Source organism: Fructilactobacillus fructivorans (genome assembly GCF_000814735.1).
Taxonomy (GTDB): Bacteria; Bacillota; Bacilli; order Lactobacillales; family Lactobacillaceae; genus Fructilactobacillus; species Fructilactobacillus fructivorans.
Map to the genome: position 1 here is coordinate 90627 of NZ_JOJZ01000013.1, position 14818 is coordinate 105444.

12 protein-coding genes, 7 tRNA genes and 1 riboswitch are annotated in these 14818 nt (G+C 39.6%); of the genes, 17 read left to right on the top strand and 2 right to left on the bottom strand.

Going from position 1 to position 14818, the window contains the following annotated elements; genetic code table 11:
* Window position 1: 1 nt before the first annotated feature.
* The 4 genes from dapA to LfDm3_RS03450 are packed head-to-tail and all read left to right on the top strand — an operon-like array spanning window position 2 to window position 3943.
* Window positions 2-898 (top strand): 4-hydroxy-tetrahydrodipicolinate synthase, encoded by an 897-nt coding sequence (gene dapA / locus LfDm3_RS03435; protein ID WP_082019960.1) that lies wholly within the window; start codon window positions 2-4, stop codon window positions 896-898.
* Window positions 891-1670, top strand: a complete 780-nt coding sequence (gene dapB / locus LfDm3_RS03440) for a 4-hydroxy-tetrahydrodipicolinate reductase (protein WP_039144143.1) — start codon at window positions 891-893, stop codon at window positions 1668-1670. The genes dapA and dapB overlap by 8 nt, the downstream gene beginning before the upstream one ends.
* A gap of 11 nt (window positions 1671-1681) precedes the next feature.
* On the top strand, window positions 1682-2737 hold the full coding sequence (locus LfDm3_RS03445; RefSeq protein ID WP_039144144.1) for an aspartate-semialdehyde dehydrogenase: 1056 nt from the start codon (window positions 1682-1684) through the stop codon (window positions 2735-2737).
* Window positions 2738-2770: 33 nt separating this feature from the next.
* Window positions 2771-3943, top strand: coding sequence for an aminotransferase class I/II-fold pyridoxal phosphate-dependent enzyme (locus LfDm3_RS03450; RefSeq protein WP_039144146.1), 1173 nt, complete (start codon window positions 2771-2773; stop codon window positions 3941-3943).
* A gap of 46 nt (window positions 3944-3989) precedes the next feature.
* Here LfDm3_RS03450 and LfDm3_RS03455 read toward each other — a convergent pair whose 3' ends face one another.
* A complete protein-coding gene (locus LfDm3_RS03455) occupies window positions 3990-4391 on the bottom strand; it encodes a DUF1634 domain-containing protein (RefSeq protein ID WP_039144148.1) in 402 nt (133 codons plus the stop codon).
* A complete protein-coding gene (locus LfDm3_RS03460; protein ID WP_039144150.1) occupies window positions 4388-5239 on the bottom strand; it encodes a sulfite exporter TauE/SafE family protein in 852 nt (283 codons plus the stop codon). Before LfDm3_RS03460 ends, LfDm3_RS03455 begins: the two co-directional genes overlap by 4 nt.
* 137 nt (window positions 5240-5376) lie before the next feature.
* Here LfDm3_RS03460 and LfDm3_RS03465 point away from each other — a divergent pair, with 137 nt between their 5' ends.
* The 13 genes from LfDm3_RS03465 (at window position 5377) to LfDm3_RS03525 (ending at window position 14817) form a co-directional block, all read left to right on the top strand.
* Complete coding sequence (locus LfDm3_RS03465) at window positions 5377-6042, top strand: phosphatase PAP2 family protein (protein WP_039144151.1); 666 nt, start codon at window positions 5377-5379, stop codon at window positions 6040-6042.
* A gap of 64 nt (window positions 6043-6106) precedes the next feature.
* Window positions 6107-6277, top strand: a riboswitch (Lysine riboswitch).
* A gap of 104 nt (window positions 6278-6381) precedes the next feature.
* A complete protein-coding gene (locus LfDm3_RS03470) occupies window positions 6382-7863 on the top strand; it encodes an amino acid permease (protein ID WP_039144153.1) in 1482 nt (493 codons plus the stop codon).
* A gap of 69 nt (window positions 7864-7932) precedes the next feature.
* On the top strand, window positions 7933-8571 hold the full coding sequence (locus LfDm3_RS03475; RefSeq protein ID WP_039144154.1) for a deoxynucleoside kinase: 639 nt from the start codon (window positions 7933-7935) through the stop codon (window positions 8569-8571).
* A 252-nt stretch (window positions 8572-8823) separates the two neighbouring features.
* The gene (serS, locus tag LfDm3_RS03480; RefSeq protein WP_039144155.1) at window positions 8824-10113 is read left to right on the top strand and encodes a serine--tRNA ligase; all 1290 of its coding nucleotides are present in this window, start codon (window positions 8824-8826) and stop codon (window positions 10111-10113) included.
* A 175-nt stretch (window positions 10114-10288) separates the two neighbouring features.
* Window positions 10289-10361 (top strand) — tRNA-Val (locus tag LfDm3_RS03485).
* Between the two features lie 3 nt (window positions 10362-10364).
* Window positions 10365-10437: transfer RNA gene (locus LfDm3_RS03490), tRNA-Lys, on the top strand.
* 22 nt (window positions 10438-10459) lie between these two features.
* Window positions 10460-10541, top strand: a tRNA-Leu gene (locus tag LfDm3_RS03495).
* A 10-nt stretch (window positions 10542-10551) separates the two neighbouring features.
* A tRNA-Thr gene (locus LfDm3_RS03500) sits at window positions 10552-10625 on the top strand.
* A 3-nt stretch (window positions 10626-10628) separates the two neighbouring features.
* Window positions 10629-10700 (top strand) — tRNA-Gly (locus tag LfDm3_RS03505).
* A gap of 16 nt (window positions 10701-10716) precedes the next feature.
* Window positions 10717-10802, top strand: a tRNA-Leu gene (locus LfDm3_RS03510).
* Between the two features lie 229 nt (window positions 10803-11031).
* On the top strand, window positions 11032-12426 hold the full coding sequence (locus LfDm3_RS03515; RefSeq protein WP_039144157.1) for a DUF2252 domain-containing protein: 1395 nt from the start codon (window positions 11032-11034) through the stop codon (window positions 12424-12426).
* 46 nt (window positions 12427-12472) lie between these two features.
* A complete protein-coding gene (gene ppk1, locus LfDm3_RS03520; protein WP_263640270.1) occupies window positions 12473-14632 on the top strand; it encodes a polyphosphate kinase 1 in 2160 nt (719 codons plus the stop codon).
* Window positions 14633-14743: 111 nt separating this feature from the next.
* Window positions 14744-14817, top strand: a tRNA-Arg gene (locus tag LfDm3_RS03525).
* Window position 14818 lies beyond the last annotated feature (1 nt).

Genomic DNA, 14818 nt, shown 5'->3' on the forward strand with positions numbered 1-14818 from the left:
TATGGTAGAAAAAGCAGATTTACTTACGGCCATCGTCACACCATTTAGTGATGATGGGGAAGTGGATATTGGACGACTGAAAAAGTTGATTCAACACTTAATTGATACAGGCACCAACGGATTTGTGGTTGGCGGAACAACTGGTGAGACACCAACGTTATCGGAAGACGAAAAATTAAAGTTATACGGTGAATTTGGCAAGATCGTTGGTGACAAGTATCCTGTGATCGCCGGCACCGGTTCTAATAACACGCAACAAACCGCTGAATTCAATCAAAAAGTCATGCAGTTAGATGGAATTGATTACGGACTCGTAGTTGTTCCTTATTACAACAAGCCTAACCAACGTGGCATGAAAGAGCACTTTAAGTATGTGGCGGATCATTCCGATAAACCTATTATCATTTACAATATTCCTGGTCGTACGGGAGTAAACATGGATAAAGAGACGGTGGTTGAATTGTCAGAGTACAATAACATTGCTGGCATTAAGCAATGTGGTTCCCTCCCTGATATGGAATATATTATCTCAAACACTCCCGATGACTTTCTTGTTTACAGTGGAGAAGATCCCCAAGCATTAGTTACGAAGATGCTGGGTGGCGACGGTGTGATTTCGGTTGCGTCCCATGTCTACGGAGATCAACTTAGAGCCATGTACGATGACCTAGACCACGGAAACTACCAAGCAGCTGGAAAGTTACAGCGTTGGTTAACGCCAAAAATGCAAGCCCTATTCATGTTCCCATCACCGTCACCAACGAAGGCTGCTTTGAATGCTAATGGATTAAGCGTTGGTGGGTGTCGTTTGCCAATTGCAACCCTAAATCGGGATGAAAAAGAAGAGTTGGCACAAGCACTAGACGTCAATTCTTTGGGAGACATTTTAAATGATTAAAGTATTAGTAGCTGGTTTTCGTGGTTCAATGGGTCAGAAGGCCATTAAAATGATTGAAAAAAATGATGAGTTTCAATTGGTTGGAGTCTATGATCCCAAGGCCGAGGATTTAAGTCCTAAGAGTCATAATCTACCCGATGATGTTCACGTATATAATAATTTTGACCAGATTAACGGCAAAGATATTGATGTTTGGGTGGACTTTACGGTTCCTAAAGCAGCTTATCCTAACACCAAGTTTGCCCTTGAAAATGGCATTCATCCTGTGATCGGAACTAGTGGTCTGAGTGACGATCAACTTTCTGAGTTACAAAAAATTGCGGAGGATCAGGACGTGAGCGGCATTATCGCTCCTAACTTTGGCATTTCGGCGGTGTTGTTAATGAAATTTGCTAAAGAAGCGGCCCAATACTTTACGGATGCTGAGATTATTGAGATGCATCATCAGGATAAAAAGGATGCGCCGTCAGGGACTGCTATCAACACCGCTAAGTTAATTAGTGCGGGAAGAAAAGAACAACCCAAGCCAGTGAAGACCGAAGAAACATTGAAGGGGGCTCGTGGAGCTGAGTATGATGGAGTACCAATTCATGCTGTGCGACTGCCAGGATACGTTGCTCACGAACAAGTCTTATTTGGCGGTGATGGCGAAGCCCTAACGATTCGTCAGGATTCTTTTGACCGGGATTCGTTTATGAACGGGTTAAAAGTCGCCATTCAAAAAGTCGATGACGTTAATGGTTTAGTGGTTGGATTAGAAAATATTTTATAGAGGAGCAATTAGTGATGAAAGAGTATAATGTAGCAATTTTAGGTGCCACAGGTGCTGTTGGAACACGTCTCATGCAGAAGTTAGCTGAATCAAATATCCCGGTTAAGAGTTTGAAGTTATTAGCTTCCAAACGTTCAGCTGGAAAAAAGTTAAAGTATCGAGATGATGTTTTGACCGTTGAAGAGGCTACGCCCGATTCTTTTGATGGGGTCGACTTAGTGCTTGCTTCAGCAGGTGGTGCCGTTTCAAAGAAATTGTTACCAGAAGCCGTTAAACGGGGTGCAGTTGCGGTCGATAATACCAGTGCCTTTCGGATGGATCCAGACGTCCCGTTAGTGGTTCCGGAAGTTAACCCGGATGCACTTGAAAATCATCATGGAATTATTGCTAACCCCAACTGTTCTACCATTCAAATGGTGGTTGCCCTAGAACCAATTAGAAAACAGTTTGGTTTAAAGCAAATCATTGTTTCTACCTATCAGGCTGCTTCTGGAGCTGGTCAAAGTGGACTCGATGAGTTAAGGGATGAGGCACAAGAACACCTTGACGGTAAAAAAATGGATGCTCATATCTTCCCAGTTAAGGGTGAGAAAGAACATTATCCACTTGCATTTAACCTACTTCCTCAAATTGATGTCTTTGAAAAAGACGGTTACACCCACGAAGAGTGGAAGATGATTCATGAAACCAAGAAGATCATGTTAAATGACATGAATTCTGGAGCAATTAAGGTTACTGCAACTTGTGTGCGAGTTCCAGTTGAAATTTGTCATGGAGAGTCAGTTTACTTCACCGTTGATGATGCTAAGGATGCTAGTCGAGAAAAGATTCAAAGCATTTTAAACGATGCACCGGGTGTGACGCTTAAAGATGATCCAAAGAAGCAACTTTATCCACAACCAATTGACGCTGCCGGCAAAGAAGATACATACGTTGGTAGGGTGCGACCAGATCAAGAAAATGACAATGCTTATAACATGTGGGTAGTTGCTGATAACTTATTAAAGGGAGCTGCCTTAAACACGGTTGAAATTGGTGAGGAACTAGTTAAAAGAGATTTAATTTAGTCGTTAGATCTTCAGATGATGAGGAAAATTAATATGCCTACTTTAAATGAAAACTTACAAAATCGTTTTAATCAAAATCTAACTGAGTTACAACCATCAGCCATTCGTGCTTTCTCAGAGTCGATTGCTGACATTGATGGATTAGTGATGTTGTCAGTTGGTGAACCAGGGTTTAACACTCCTGAACACGTAAAAGAAGCCATGATGAAAAGCATTGCGGACAACCATTCACACTATTCTCCTCACAAGGGAATTAAGCCGCTTCGTGACGCCATTAGTCATTTTATGAGTCAAAAATACAATCTGCATTATGATCCCGATACGGAAATTATGGTTAATATGGGCGCAACGGAAGCAATTGCTGCATCGGTTTTTACAACGGTTAACCCTGGAGATGAAGTGCTAATTCCAGCACCGTTCTATCCACTTTACGAGTCCCTGGTTCGTTTCGCCGGTGGAAAACCGATTTTCATTAACACCGCAAAATCTGATTTTGTTTTAACCCCAGATGAACTGGAAACGGTTCTTACAAAGCATCCCAACGCGAAGGCCTTAATCTTGAATTACCCAAACAACCCTACAGGGGTAGAATACACACCGGAACAGTTGCAAGCGCTAGTGCCAGTTTTGAAGCAACATGCGATCTTTGTAATTGCTGATGAGATCTACAGTGAATTGACCTATGGAATCAAACATCATTCATTGGCCGAGTATTTGCCAGATCAAACCGTGGTTATTAATGGAGTTTCCAAATCGCACGCAATGACCGGTTATCGGTTAGGTTTTACAATGGGTCCAGCTGAGTTTATCACCCAAGCCAATAAGATGCATGGTTACCTGGTTTCATCTCCATCAGATCCAGCTCAGTACGGAGCGCTGGAAGCTTTAAGTAATGGAATGGATGATGCTTTCCCGATGCGTGACGAATACCAGAAGAACCGGGATGAAGCCATCGCACGGTTAAAGGGCATGGGACTTGAGCCAATTGCTCCAACGGGAGCTTTCTACATCTTTGTTAAAATTCCCACTGAGTATGGGCAAGATGACGTTAAGTTTGCTCAGGATTTGGCCCAGAACGCGAAGGTTGGTGTCATTCCAGGATCAGCCTTTGGTAAAGCTGGTAAGGATTACATTCGGATTTCGTACGCTGCGTCTAAAGATGACTTAGAAACAGGTTTAACCAGAATGGAAAATTATTTAAATTAGACCAAACAAAAACAGTTAGACATTAATGTCTAACTGTTTTTGTGTTTTAAAGATGAAGAAAAGTTCCAAGGAAGAAACTAATCAGTAAAATGATAAAAACAATCGTAGTAATAATGACGTACATTTTATCATGTTCTTTATAGAAAGAGTAGATTGAAACGACTACTCGCAGAACTGGTGTGAGGATCAAAGCGAATACACCTAGCATCATAATCGAATATGGTTTTAACGAAATGATTCCCTTCAGTAATTGACCAAAGGAAGTGAGGTAATAGTGACTTCCAAATCCAGTTGTTCCGGTAACAATGTATAGAACCAATCCAAAAAGCATGATGATGACGGAGATGATAACCCCGATTCGCATGATTTTTCCAATTAATTGTTCAATTCTGATATTTTCAGCTTTTTGTTCCGACTGACTATTTTTTACGTTGTTTTGATTACTCATGATAGGAGGTTCACCCCGAATCCCTTAAGAATCATCTGCACTCCTAGATAAATTAAGATCGGAATAAAAATAATTCGAATCAACTTAGAAGGCATGATTTGCATTACTCGTGAACCAACCGTAGCACCTAGAATAATCCCGAGTGCCAGCGGAACCGCAATCTGTGGCAGAATTGAACCATTAAAAAAGTAGATAGTTGCACTAGCTGCTGCGGTTACTCCCATCATTAAATTACTGGTTGAACTAGATGGTTTTAATGGCATTTTCATGAAAGTATCCATGGCAATGACCTTAAAGGCACCTGATCCAATTCCGAGTAATCCACTGGCAATTCCGGCGCCAAACATAATCGTGAGACCAGCGGGAACGTTGGTAACTTTATAATCAACTTGTTTCTTTAGATTCTTGTCGTAGTATGAACCATTTAGTTTTAACTTCTTCGCAATGGCATCATTACTAGTTGCGTTAGTCTGCACCTGTTTGCCCCAGATCTTTTTAATCATGTTCAGTCCAGAGAAAAACAGCAGGAGTCCAAATAAAATATAAAGAAAAATGGGATTAATTACTCCCGTTAATAGAGCTCCTGCCACGGCACCAATTGAAGTGGCAATTTCTAAGAACATGGCCACCCTTAAATTTAAGACGTTATCTTTTAGATATGCGATGGTGGCCCCCGAACTAGTTGCGATTACCGCGATAATACTAGCTCCAATGGCGTATTTGATGTCCAGGTTAAAACCAATGGTTAAAACGGGCGTAATGATCATCCCACCACCAATACCGAGGATGGCACCAAGTACTCCCGCAAAGATTCCCACGAGCACCATGATAATAATACTATGAATCATTCATAAGACTCCAATCTATAAAATTCATGTTGTAATTATATCATATTAGTACGACTGTAATTTAGTCCTTGTCTCTAATGAGCGATTGATATTATGTTATACTTTTTTTATATGAATTCTTGGAGGTAATTGTACTTATGATGATTGGAAGGGACGTTAGTCGCCCGTATAAACTAACCATTTCGTTTCTCCTGTCGTTAATTTTAACGATTGGAGTCAAAATGAGTTTTGGCTACGTTGGTTTTTTAGATTCCATGTTAATTGGAACGATTCAAGGTTATCCTTCTTCATTTGAGGAGACCATTTTTTCAATAATTAGTTTTGTCGCGAGTCCGAAAATGGACATTGTCTGGATCCTGATAATCGCTATTATTCTGTGGTGGTTTAAATTCAAGGTTCCCGCGTTCTTTTCATTGGTCCTAGTCTTTGGAGGGGACGCCGTTGGGTTTGTTATTAAGCACATTGTGGCAAAACCTAGACCATCAATGCATTTGCCAGGTGACACTGGTTTTAGCTATCCCAGTGGTCACGTGCTAGGGGCTTTCTTAGTGATTAGTGTGTTATGGATTATTGTGGTACCAATGATTAATCGCCAATCAACACGCTGGATTGTCAGAACGATCCTGGTCATCGTGCTTTTCTTGGTAATGATTTCAAGGGTTTATCTTAACGCTCACTTTCCGTCTGACACAATTGGAGCCGCTTTGATTGCTTACACCTGGCTTCAGATTTGTGAGTATGGTTACGTTAAATGGGCGAGAAGTTTAAGTAACAAACGAATTTTTCGAAATACAATTTATTAATTTTGAAAATTTGATTGATAATCAAAAATTTATCACTTATAATTTAACTATAATTAAATATGAAATTCTAAGAAGAGGCGCGACTTTTATTAGTAATTAGCTGGAGATTTACTAAATCAACGAAGGCTTATGAAAGGAAGGGTTGCCGAAACTAATCACGTGGTGAATGGTTAGTTGGGTCTTGGTTCAATAAATCAAGGACTGTCGTGCAATCGCACGGAGAGCTTTCTAAGATTACGATTAGTAAGAATACGGACTCTTTTGGAAATCATTCAAAAGGGTCTTTTTATTTATCGTTTTATTACGAGGGATCTTCTTAATTATTTAGGAGGAGAATTTATGTCTGAGAAAAAAGGAAACGGACAAGTTAAGCGGGGTCTAAAGTCAAGACACGTGTCTATGATTGCCCTAGGTGGTTGTATCGGAACCGGTCTTTTTGTAACTAGTGGTGGAGCCATTCACAATGCTGGACCCGGTGGAGCCTTAGTGGCTTATGTATGTATGGGAATCATGGTGTACTTTTTAATGACCAGTTTAGGAGAGATGGCCACTAATATGCCAGTTTCTGGATCATTTGCAACGTATTCGGCTAAATACGTGGACCCAGCTTTAGGATTTGCCATGGGTTGGAATTACTGGTTTAACTGGGCCATTACCGTAGCTGTTGATGTTAGTACGGTGGCCATTGTAATGCAATTTTGGCTTCCGCATTTTCCAAGTTGGGTCTGGAGTCTGGCGGCGTTATCACTGATTTTATTGATTAACATTTTATCAGTAAAGGCGTTTGGTGAAACGGAATTCTGGATGTCACTGATCAAAGTGATTACCATCTTTATTTTCCTTGCCGTTGGGGTCTTAACCATCTTTGGAATTATGGGTGGTCACTTCATTGGGATGCGTAACTTTACTTATAAACAAGCTCCCTTTGTAAATGGAATTCCCGGGATTTTAAGCGTCTTTGTCATTGCCGGATTCTCATTTCAAGGAACCGAATTAGTTGGAATTACTGCTGGTGAATCAGAGGACCCACAAAAGACGGTTCCCAAGGCCATTCATGAAGTTTTCTGGCGAATTATTTTATTCTATATTTTAGCAATCGTTGTAATTGCTGCCATCATTCCGTACACTAGTCATGACCTACTCGGATCGAGTGCTTCGGATGTTACAATCAGCCCCTTCACCATTGTGTTTGAAAGAGCTGGCCTAGCCGGGGCAGCCAGCATTATGAACGCTGTTATTTTAACGTCGGTTATTTCTTCAGCTAACTCAGGGATGTATGCCTCTACCAGAATGCTCTATTCGATGGCTGATGAAGGTTATGCTCCTAAAATTTTCGGTAAAGTATCAAAACGTGGAATTCCGGTTCTGGCACTCCTAGCTACCATGGTAGTTTCACTTCTAACCTTCATGACTAGTATTTTTGGATCCAAGATTTACATGTGGTTAGTGGCTGCTTCTGGCTTAACTGGATTTATTGCTTGGTTTGGAATTGCTTTATCACACTATCGATTTAGAAGGGCCTTTATAAAGCAGGGTCATAAGCTTTCTGAGCTTAAGTATCATGCGACCTGGTTCCCAGTTGGTCCGATTATTACGCTACTCTTGTGTATCGTTGTAATTTGTGGTCAAGACATCGGAGCCTTCGCTCACTTCAACTTATTTGAAATTGCGGTCACTTATATGAGTGTTCCCCTTGTAATTATTTTGTACTTTAGTTACAAGATCATTCATCACACTCACATTATTCCGTTGGACAAAGTGGATGTCTCACCATCGGAAGATTACACGGATGAAATTAAAAAGAATGAAAGTAAATCTTAAATTCATGATTTTGAAATGGTACAATTACAAGTGCAAATTCTTTAAAACTAGTCTAAGGGGATTAAATAAATGATTGTATTATCTGGAACTATTGGAGCAGGGAAGACGACATTGACGACGTTACTCGCTGAGAGGTTGAACTCCCCAGCTTATTATGAGTCCGTCGATGATAATAAGATTCTTCCATTGTTCTATAAAGATCCGAAGAAGTACGCCTTTTTACTCCAAATTTATTTTTTGAACAAACGCTTGGATAGTATTAAAGAAGCTTCCACGAATAAGTACAGTGTAATGGATCGTTCGATTTTTGAGGATTCACTGTTATTTCATTTAAATGCTGATTTAGGACGAGCTACTGAGACTGAGGTTCAAATCTACGACTCTTTGTTAAAGAATATGATGGAGCCTAGTCCTGGCGGTAAGTACCAAAAGACACCTGATTTGTTAATCTATATTGATATTTCGTTTAGTACCATGCTGAAAAGAATCAAAAAGCGGGGACGGGATTATGAACAGATTGACAACGATAGTAGTTTATATGAGTATTATCGTGAATTAAATCAGCGATATGCGACTTGGTATAAAAATTATGATTTGTCGCCGAAGATTAAAATTAATGGTGATAAGTATGATTTTGTTGAGGATCCAAATGCTAGAGAAAAAGTTTTAAAGACTCTTTCTGATAAAGTTCAAGAAGTATTAGGATAATTTCTTAGATTATTGTATAATTAGTTTGATAAATAAACGTGACGTGCCTATTAAGTAGAATCACAGAGAGATGACGTTGGTGAGAGTTGTCATTTGAAAATTCCAGCACGTGTTTCGGGCGGTTAATCCCGCACGGCAATTACCGTTATTAATTAATCGAGTGCCTTAATTGGAACTTGGGTGGTACCGCGAAAAGACTTTCGTCCCAACATGACGAAGGTCTTTTTGTGTCTTTTAAGGGAGGAAATTGAAATGTTAGATATGAAGTTGATCAGAAGTAACCCAGATTGGTACAAGGGAAAGTTGGCAGAGCGAAATGTTCCTGGCGAAGTGATTGATAATTTGCTAAGAAAAGATTCGGAACGCCGTGATCTGATTGTCAAAAGTGAATCATTAAAGGCGGAGCGAAATGAAGTTTCCGAAAAGATCTCACAGCTAAAGCGCAACAAGGAAAATGCTGATGATCAAATTCAACGAATGCGCGAAGTTGGCAAGGAGATTAAAGAACTTGATGAAAAATTAGAGGGAATTAAAGCTGAACAACATGACATTGAAGCTCATTTACCAAATGTTCCTGCCGATGAAGTTCCAGTTAGTCTCACAGAAGAAGGGTCCAAGGAACTTAGAAGAATTGGTGAGCCACGTAAGTTTGATTTTACGCCTAAACCCCACTGGGAAATTGGTGAAAATCTAGATATTTTAGACTTCAAAAGAAGTGCCAAGGTATCCGGAAGCCGATTTGTATATTACTTAGGGGCTGGAGCTCAGTTGGAACGGGCTGTCTATAACTTTTATTTGGACCAAAATACGGAGGCTGGTTACACAGAAGTGCTGCCTCCTTACATGGTGAACTCTGATTCAATGTTTGGAACGGGACAGTTCCCTAAGTTTTTAGAAAACAAAGCCGGCTTTGAGATCAAAGACAGTGATTTAACCATGATTCCAACCGCTGAGGTACCGCTAGTTAACTTTTACCGTGATGAAGTGATTCCTGAAGCAAAACTACCAGTGAAGTTTACGGCATTAACCCCAGCTTTCAGATCGGAAGCTGGGAGTGCTGGTAAGGATACACGTGGCTTAATTCGTTTACACCAATTCAATAAGGTTGAGATGGTGCAGTTCACTAAACCAGACGAATCATGGGATGCTTTGGAAGAAATTACTCATCAAGCTGAGACCCTCTTACAAAAACTCGGAATTCCGTATCATGTCATTACTTTAACTTCGAGTGACATGAGCTTTACCGCCGCTGAGACCCATGACTTAGAAGTTTGGATGCCAGCTCAGAATCGGTACCGTGAGATTTCAAGTTGCTCTAATACCCTTGATTTTCAAGCAAGAAGGGCTCACATTCAATATCGGGATGAGAACGGGAAGCTTCAGTATGTTCATACCCTGAATGGTTCTGGCTTAGCAGTTGGAAGAACGGTAGCTGCCATTTTAGAGAATTATCAAAATGAAGATGGAACCGTGAATGTACCAGAAGTTTTGCAACCTTACATGCATGGAATGAAAAAAATTGTTAAAAATGAGAAATTTTAACCAAAATCAGTAGAAATCAATGCGACATTTTGGTATAATAATATTTGTTGTCTGACTGGCGTGAAGAAACAGTATCATCATTGTAGGTTAGCCAAATTTGTTCTTGACGCTTAAACTGCAAAATGATATTATATAATAGTTGTCATCACACAGTATGTGGGTGATATCTATCAATGGAGGATTAGCTCAGCTGGGAGAGCATCTGCCTTACAAGCAGGAGGTCACAGGTTCGATCCCTGTATCCTCCATTTGAGCCGTTAGCTCAGTTGGTAGAGCATCTGACTTTTAATCAGAGGGTCGGCGGTTCGAACCCGCCACGGCTCATTGCTAGTAACACATTTATTATGCGGGCGTGGCGGAACTGGCAGACGCGCTAGATTTAGGTTCTAGTGTCTTAGGACGTGGGGGTTCGAATCCCTTCGCCCGCATTGATTTTTTGCCGACTTAGCTCAGTTGGCTAGAGCGCTTCACTAGTAATGAAGAGGTCGTAGGTTCGAATCCTATAGTCGGCATATGCGGAAGTAGTTCAGTGGTAGAACGCCACCTTGCCATGGTGGAGGTCGCGGGTTCGAATCCCGTCTTCCGCTTTTTTGGTATCATCCTGCCGGAGTGGCGGAATTGGCAGACGCACAGGACTTAAAATCCTGCGGTCAGTGATGACCGTACCGGTTCGATCCCGGTCCCCGGCATTTAAATATTGGAATTTTAGTGAGAGAGCCCTAATATTAGGAGCTCTCTTTTTTATTCAAAATATTAATTCTATACTGGAAATGCCACCGAAACAGCGCTACTATAGAACTGAATTGATATTGTGATATCCATAATAAGTTGATTTAACGTTAAGGTCACGTGTAGAATATGAATAACGTAATCAACATAATTGATCAGACGTAGATTTAGAATCCAAGGAGAAACAAGATGAAACTCGAGAAAAAGTCGCCTTACGGGCTGAACAACGTCAGTGCTTTACTTAATGACGTTTCAATGAACGATGATCAATTAATTCATGCTGGCGAAAAAATGAGTAATGATGCCAACATGGAAGCAATGCGAAATTTCAAAGCTAAAAAGCGAGACATTAAACCGATCTTAACCGAAAGAGATTCGCTGTTACTAAGTGGTTTACTGGGGTTGAAGCGTGAACGAATGGCTAAGAATCCATTTTCATTTTATCGCGGAAGCGTGGAACTCATGAATCATGACTTGGAGCGTATTCCAATGAGTGACATTAATCTGCTGATTGCTGGTGATGCGCATTTAGGTAACTTTGGTTTTTATGGTTCACCAGAACACCAACTTTTGTTTGATTTAAATGATTTTGATGAATCGCACGTTGGCCATTTTGAGGATGACCTTCTACGTTTTATGGTAAGTGCCTTGCTTGTTGCTAAACAACAAGGATTTGACATTGAAAATGAGGTTAATCCGTTTCTAAGGGACGTGCTTGATACCTATCGCAGTGCGTTAGTGAGAATGACGGAAATTCCAGCCATGGATAAACTTACGCTTCCTAATTCAATTAGAAATATTTCTAAAATCTTTGGTACGCTGAAAGATGGCGAAAAACACTTTAAGAAGTCGTTTCAAAAAATCACCGCTAAAAGCATTAACAAAGCTCTTAGAAGTACTTCTGATTACGCTGTTGAGAAGTATACAACGGTGCTTCCAAATGGTGAACGGCAGTTTATTGATAATGAACCGGTAACGGTTCACATTGGTAAGAAAGATTATCAAAAAATTAGTGATGGTCTTGATCGTTACTACAATCATACTAAAAGTGATATTCGTTTCTTTCTTTCCAATTTTCAAATTGTGGACATCGTGAGACATAGTGTTGGTGTCGGAAGTGTAGGGACGCTATGCTTCTTGGTATTATTGGAGGATGCTAACAATAATTATCTGGTCTTACAGATTAAGCAGGCCCTTCCAATTTATAAAAATAATGTAATTGGAATGAACAAGAACGATTCGTTGGGTGAGAACATTGTGGATTGTCAATTGATCCTTCAAACGGCGTCGGATCCGTTTTTGGGTTGGTTTAATACCCAAAACAAGAGTTATTACGTACGTCAGTTTAAGGACATGAAGGGTTCGGTAAACCTTAACAAGTTAGACTTAGATGCATTTAAAGATTACGTGCTGGTTTGTGTCATCTTGTTGGCACGGGCACACAGTCAGTCTCCAACCTTTCCAATGATCATTGGTTATTTGAAAAATAGTGATAAGGTCAAAAAGTCATTTATTGAATTTGCAAATGAGTATATGAAACAAGTGGAGATGGATTATCACACATTTATTAAGGATTTGAAATAACATGAAAAGAAATGAAGAATATGTTGACTCATGCTATAACAGGGATTTGAGCTGGACATTATTTAATCGAAGAGTGATTAATTTAGCTACTGAGACGGTCACACCATTCCTAGAGAAACTAAAATTTTTAGCAATTGGGTCCAACAATTTAGATGAATTTTATAGTGTTCGGGTACCAAGTATTCAGAGTCAGATGGAATTAAGTGATAATGGGGTCGAAAAAAAGTCCGGCCTTCACTACAGTCAGATTCTAAATCAGATTCATACCCGCAATAATGAAAACTTCCAGATTCAATATCATGACTACGATAAACTTAATCGTGAATTGAAAGAGAAGGATATTTGTTCGATCAAATCATATGAAGATTTGGACGACAAACAAAAAAACAAAGCTAATCAATATTTTATTAAAAACATTCAGCCAGAGCTGGCATTCAAGGAATTTGATAAGAATTACACTCTGAAATTTCTCTCCAATAAACAAATTGCAATTGGAGTATTAGTTGAGGGTGACGACAAAAAAGTCATTCGGATTATTCCAGTACCACTTAAATTTGATCGATTGGTTCCAGTAAAATCCAATGGGATTGATACTTATATTTTGTTAGAGGACCTGATTAATCACAACTTAAAGCGGTTATTTAATGGAAAAGAAATTACAGGTACGGTTGTTTTTCGCGTTACCCGTGATCTTGATGCTACTTTAGACGTTGAAAAAGAAGATAATAATTTTGAGACTATTTCTAGAATGCGTCAGTACCTTGTTGATCGTGAGAAAGGGAAAGTAACTAGGTTTGAAGTTGAAGAATTTGATGGTAATACCGATGATGACTTTTTGCGTGATTTTATTTCCAAATTCAATCTTGGCGAAGATGCCATTTTTAAAATTCCTGGACCCGTTGATCTAACTTATCTTTTTGAGATTGTTAGTAAGTATTCCCCAGATTATCCTGAATATTGTTATGCTAAATTCAATCCACGGACCTGGTCTGATTCAGAATCAATGCTTGCTTACCTAGATCAAAAGGATCTGTTGATTCAGTATCCTTATGATTCCTTTAGTCAGTTTTTACAGTTCTTAAAGGAAGCCGTTGAGAGTCCCAAGACCGTTGCCATTAAGCAAACGCTATATCGGGTTTCAAAGCATTCTGAAGTGGTCGATTTATTAGCTAAGGCTGCTCAAAAAGGTATTAAAACTACCGTAGTGGTTGAATTGAGAGCTCGGTTTGACGAGAAAAATAATTTAAAGGTCACTGAAAAGCTAAAGAACGCTGGGGTTCATGTCATTTTTGGAAAGCAGGACATGAAGGTTCACAGTAAGACTTGTTTAGTCTTAACTAAAGAGGGTGAGCATCCTCAAGGTTACATTCAGGTTGGAACTGGGAACTATAACATGCAAACTGCCAAGGGATTTGTTGATTTGAGCTTCTTTACCAGTAAAGATGATTATGTCAGAGATTTATCCAAGTTCTTTGATTACTTACAGGCTCCAGATGCCGCTCAACCAAGTTATCAAGTTTTATCAGCATCTCCTCACCAAATTCAGGATCAGGTGATTGATGGAATTCAAGAAGTGAAAGAAAGTTACCTAAAAACTGGGAAAGGTGCTGTCTTTCTAAAAATTAATTCTTTAACCGATGTGGAAGTTATTTCAGCTATCTATGATGCTGCTCGCGTTGGGGTACCGTTCCGATTGGTAGTTAGAGGTGCTTGTTGTCTCAAGTTAGGAATTTGTGGTAAGAAAGAAAAAATTGTGGTTTCAAGTATTGTTGGTGAGTTTTTGGAACACAGTCGGATCTACGGTTTCTTTACTAATGATGATTCTAAGTTATGGATTTCGTCGGCTGATTTAATGACTAGGAACATGGATAATCGGGTTGAGTTAGCGGCCCCAATTCTTGATCCTAAACTGAAAAAGCAGTTACTCAATATCATTGATATATATGCGCAGGATGATGTAGACGGCAGCTTTCTTAAACCGGACGGACAGTACTTTAAGTTTAAGCATCCTAAGGGCAAATCAGCCCAACAAACCTTTCTTAAGATTATTGATGATCCAAAGTTGAATAATAAAAAACACATTTCTAAGCGTCATGACATTCGCATTAACGTAAAGAATGGCTCGAATCTCAAAAATGATTGGACCTACATCTCAATTTTAGTGGTTACAATCATCGTAGTTGTGGCGATTTTATTGTGGTGGTAAAAATAACTAGATATTTCTAGTTATTTTTTTATTTTTTCTTTACCAAAAGTGCTAGTCTCTGGTATAATATTATTTGTTCGCTGGTAATTAGTGAACTTCTAAATATTTTATGCACCTATAGCGCAATTGGATAGAGTGTCTGACTACGAATCAGAAGGTTGTAGGTTCGACTCCTACTAGGTGCAT

What these genes read in the sequence shown, in the direction of transcription:
- dapA (WP_082019960.1), top strand. Translation starts at nt 2, where the DNA reads ATGGTAGAAAAAGCAGATTTACTTACGGCCATCGTCACACCATTTAGT.
- dapB (WP_039144143.1), top strand. Translation starts at nt 891, where the DNA reads ATGATTAAAGTATTAGTAGCTGGTTTTCGTGGTTCAATGGGTCAGAAG.
- LfDm3_RS03450 (WP_039144146.1), top strand. Translation starts at nt 2,771, where the DNA reads ATGCCTACTTTAAATGAAAACTTACAAAATCGTTTTAATCAAAATCTA.
- LfDm3_RS03455 (WP_039144148.1), bottom strand. Translation starts at nt 4,391, where the DNA reads ATGAGTAATCAAAACAACGTAAAAAATAGTCAGTCGGAACAAAAAGCT.
- LfDm3_RS03460 (WP_039144150.1), bottom strand. Translation starts at nt 5,239, where the DNA reads ATGATTCATAGTATTATTATCATGGTGCTCGTGGGAATCTTTGCGGGA.
- LfDm3_RS03465 (WP_039144151.1), top strand. Translation starts at nt 5,377, where the DNA reads ATGATGATTGGAAGGGACGTTAGTCGCCCGTATAAACTAACCATTTCG.
- LfDm3_RS03470 (WP_039144153.1), top strand. Translation starts at nt 6,382, where the DNA reads ATGTCTGAGAAAAAAGGAAACGGACAAGTTAAGCGGGGTCTAAAGTCA.
- LfDm3_RS03475 (WP_039144154.1), top strand. Translation starts at nt 7,933, where the DNA reads ATGATTGTATTATCTGGAACTATTGGAGCAGGGAAGACGACATTGACG.
- serS (WP_039144155.1), top strand. Translation starts at nt 8,824, where the DNA reads ATGTTAGATATGAAGTTGATCAGAAGTAACCCAGATTGGTACAAGGGA.
- LfDm3_RS03515 (WP_039144157.1), top strand. Translation starts at nt 11,032, where the DNA reads ATGAAACTCGAGAAAAAGTCGCCTTACGGGCTGAACAACGTCAGTGCT.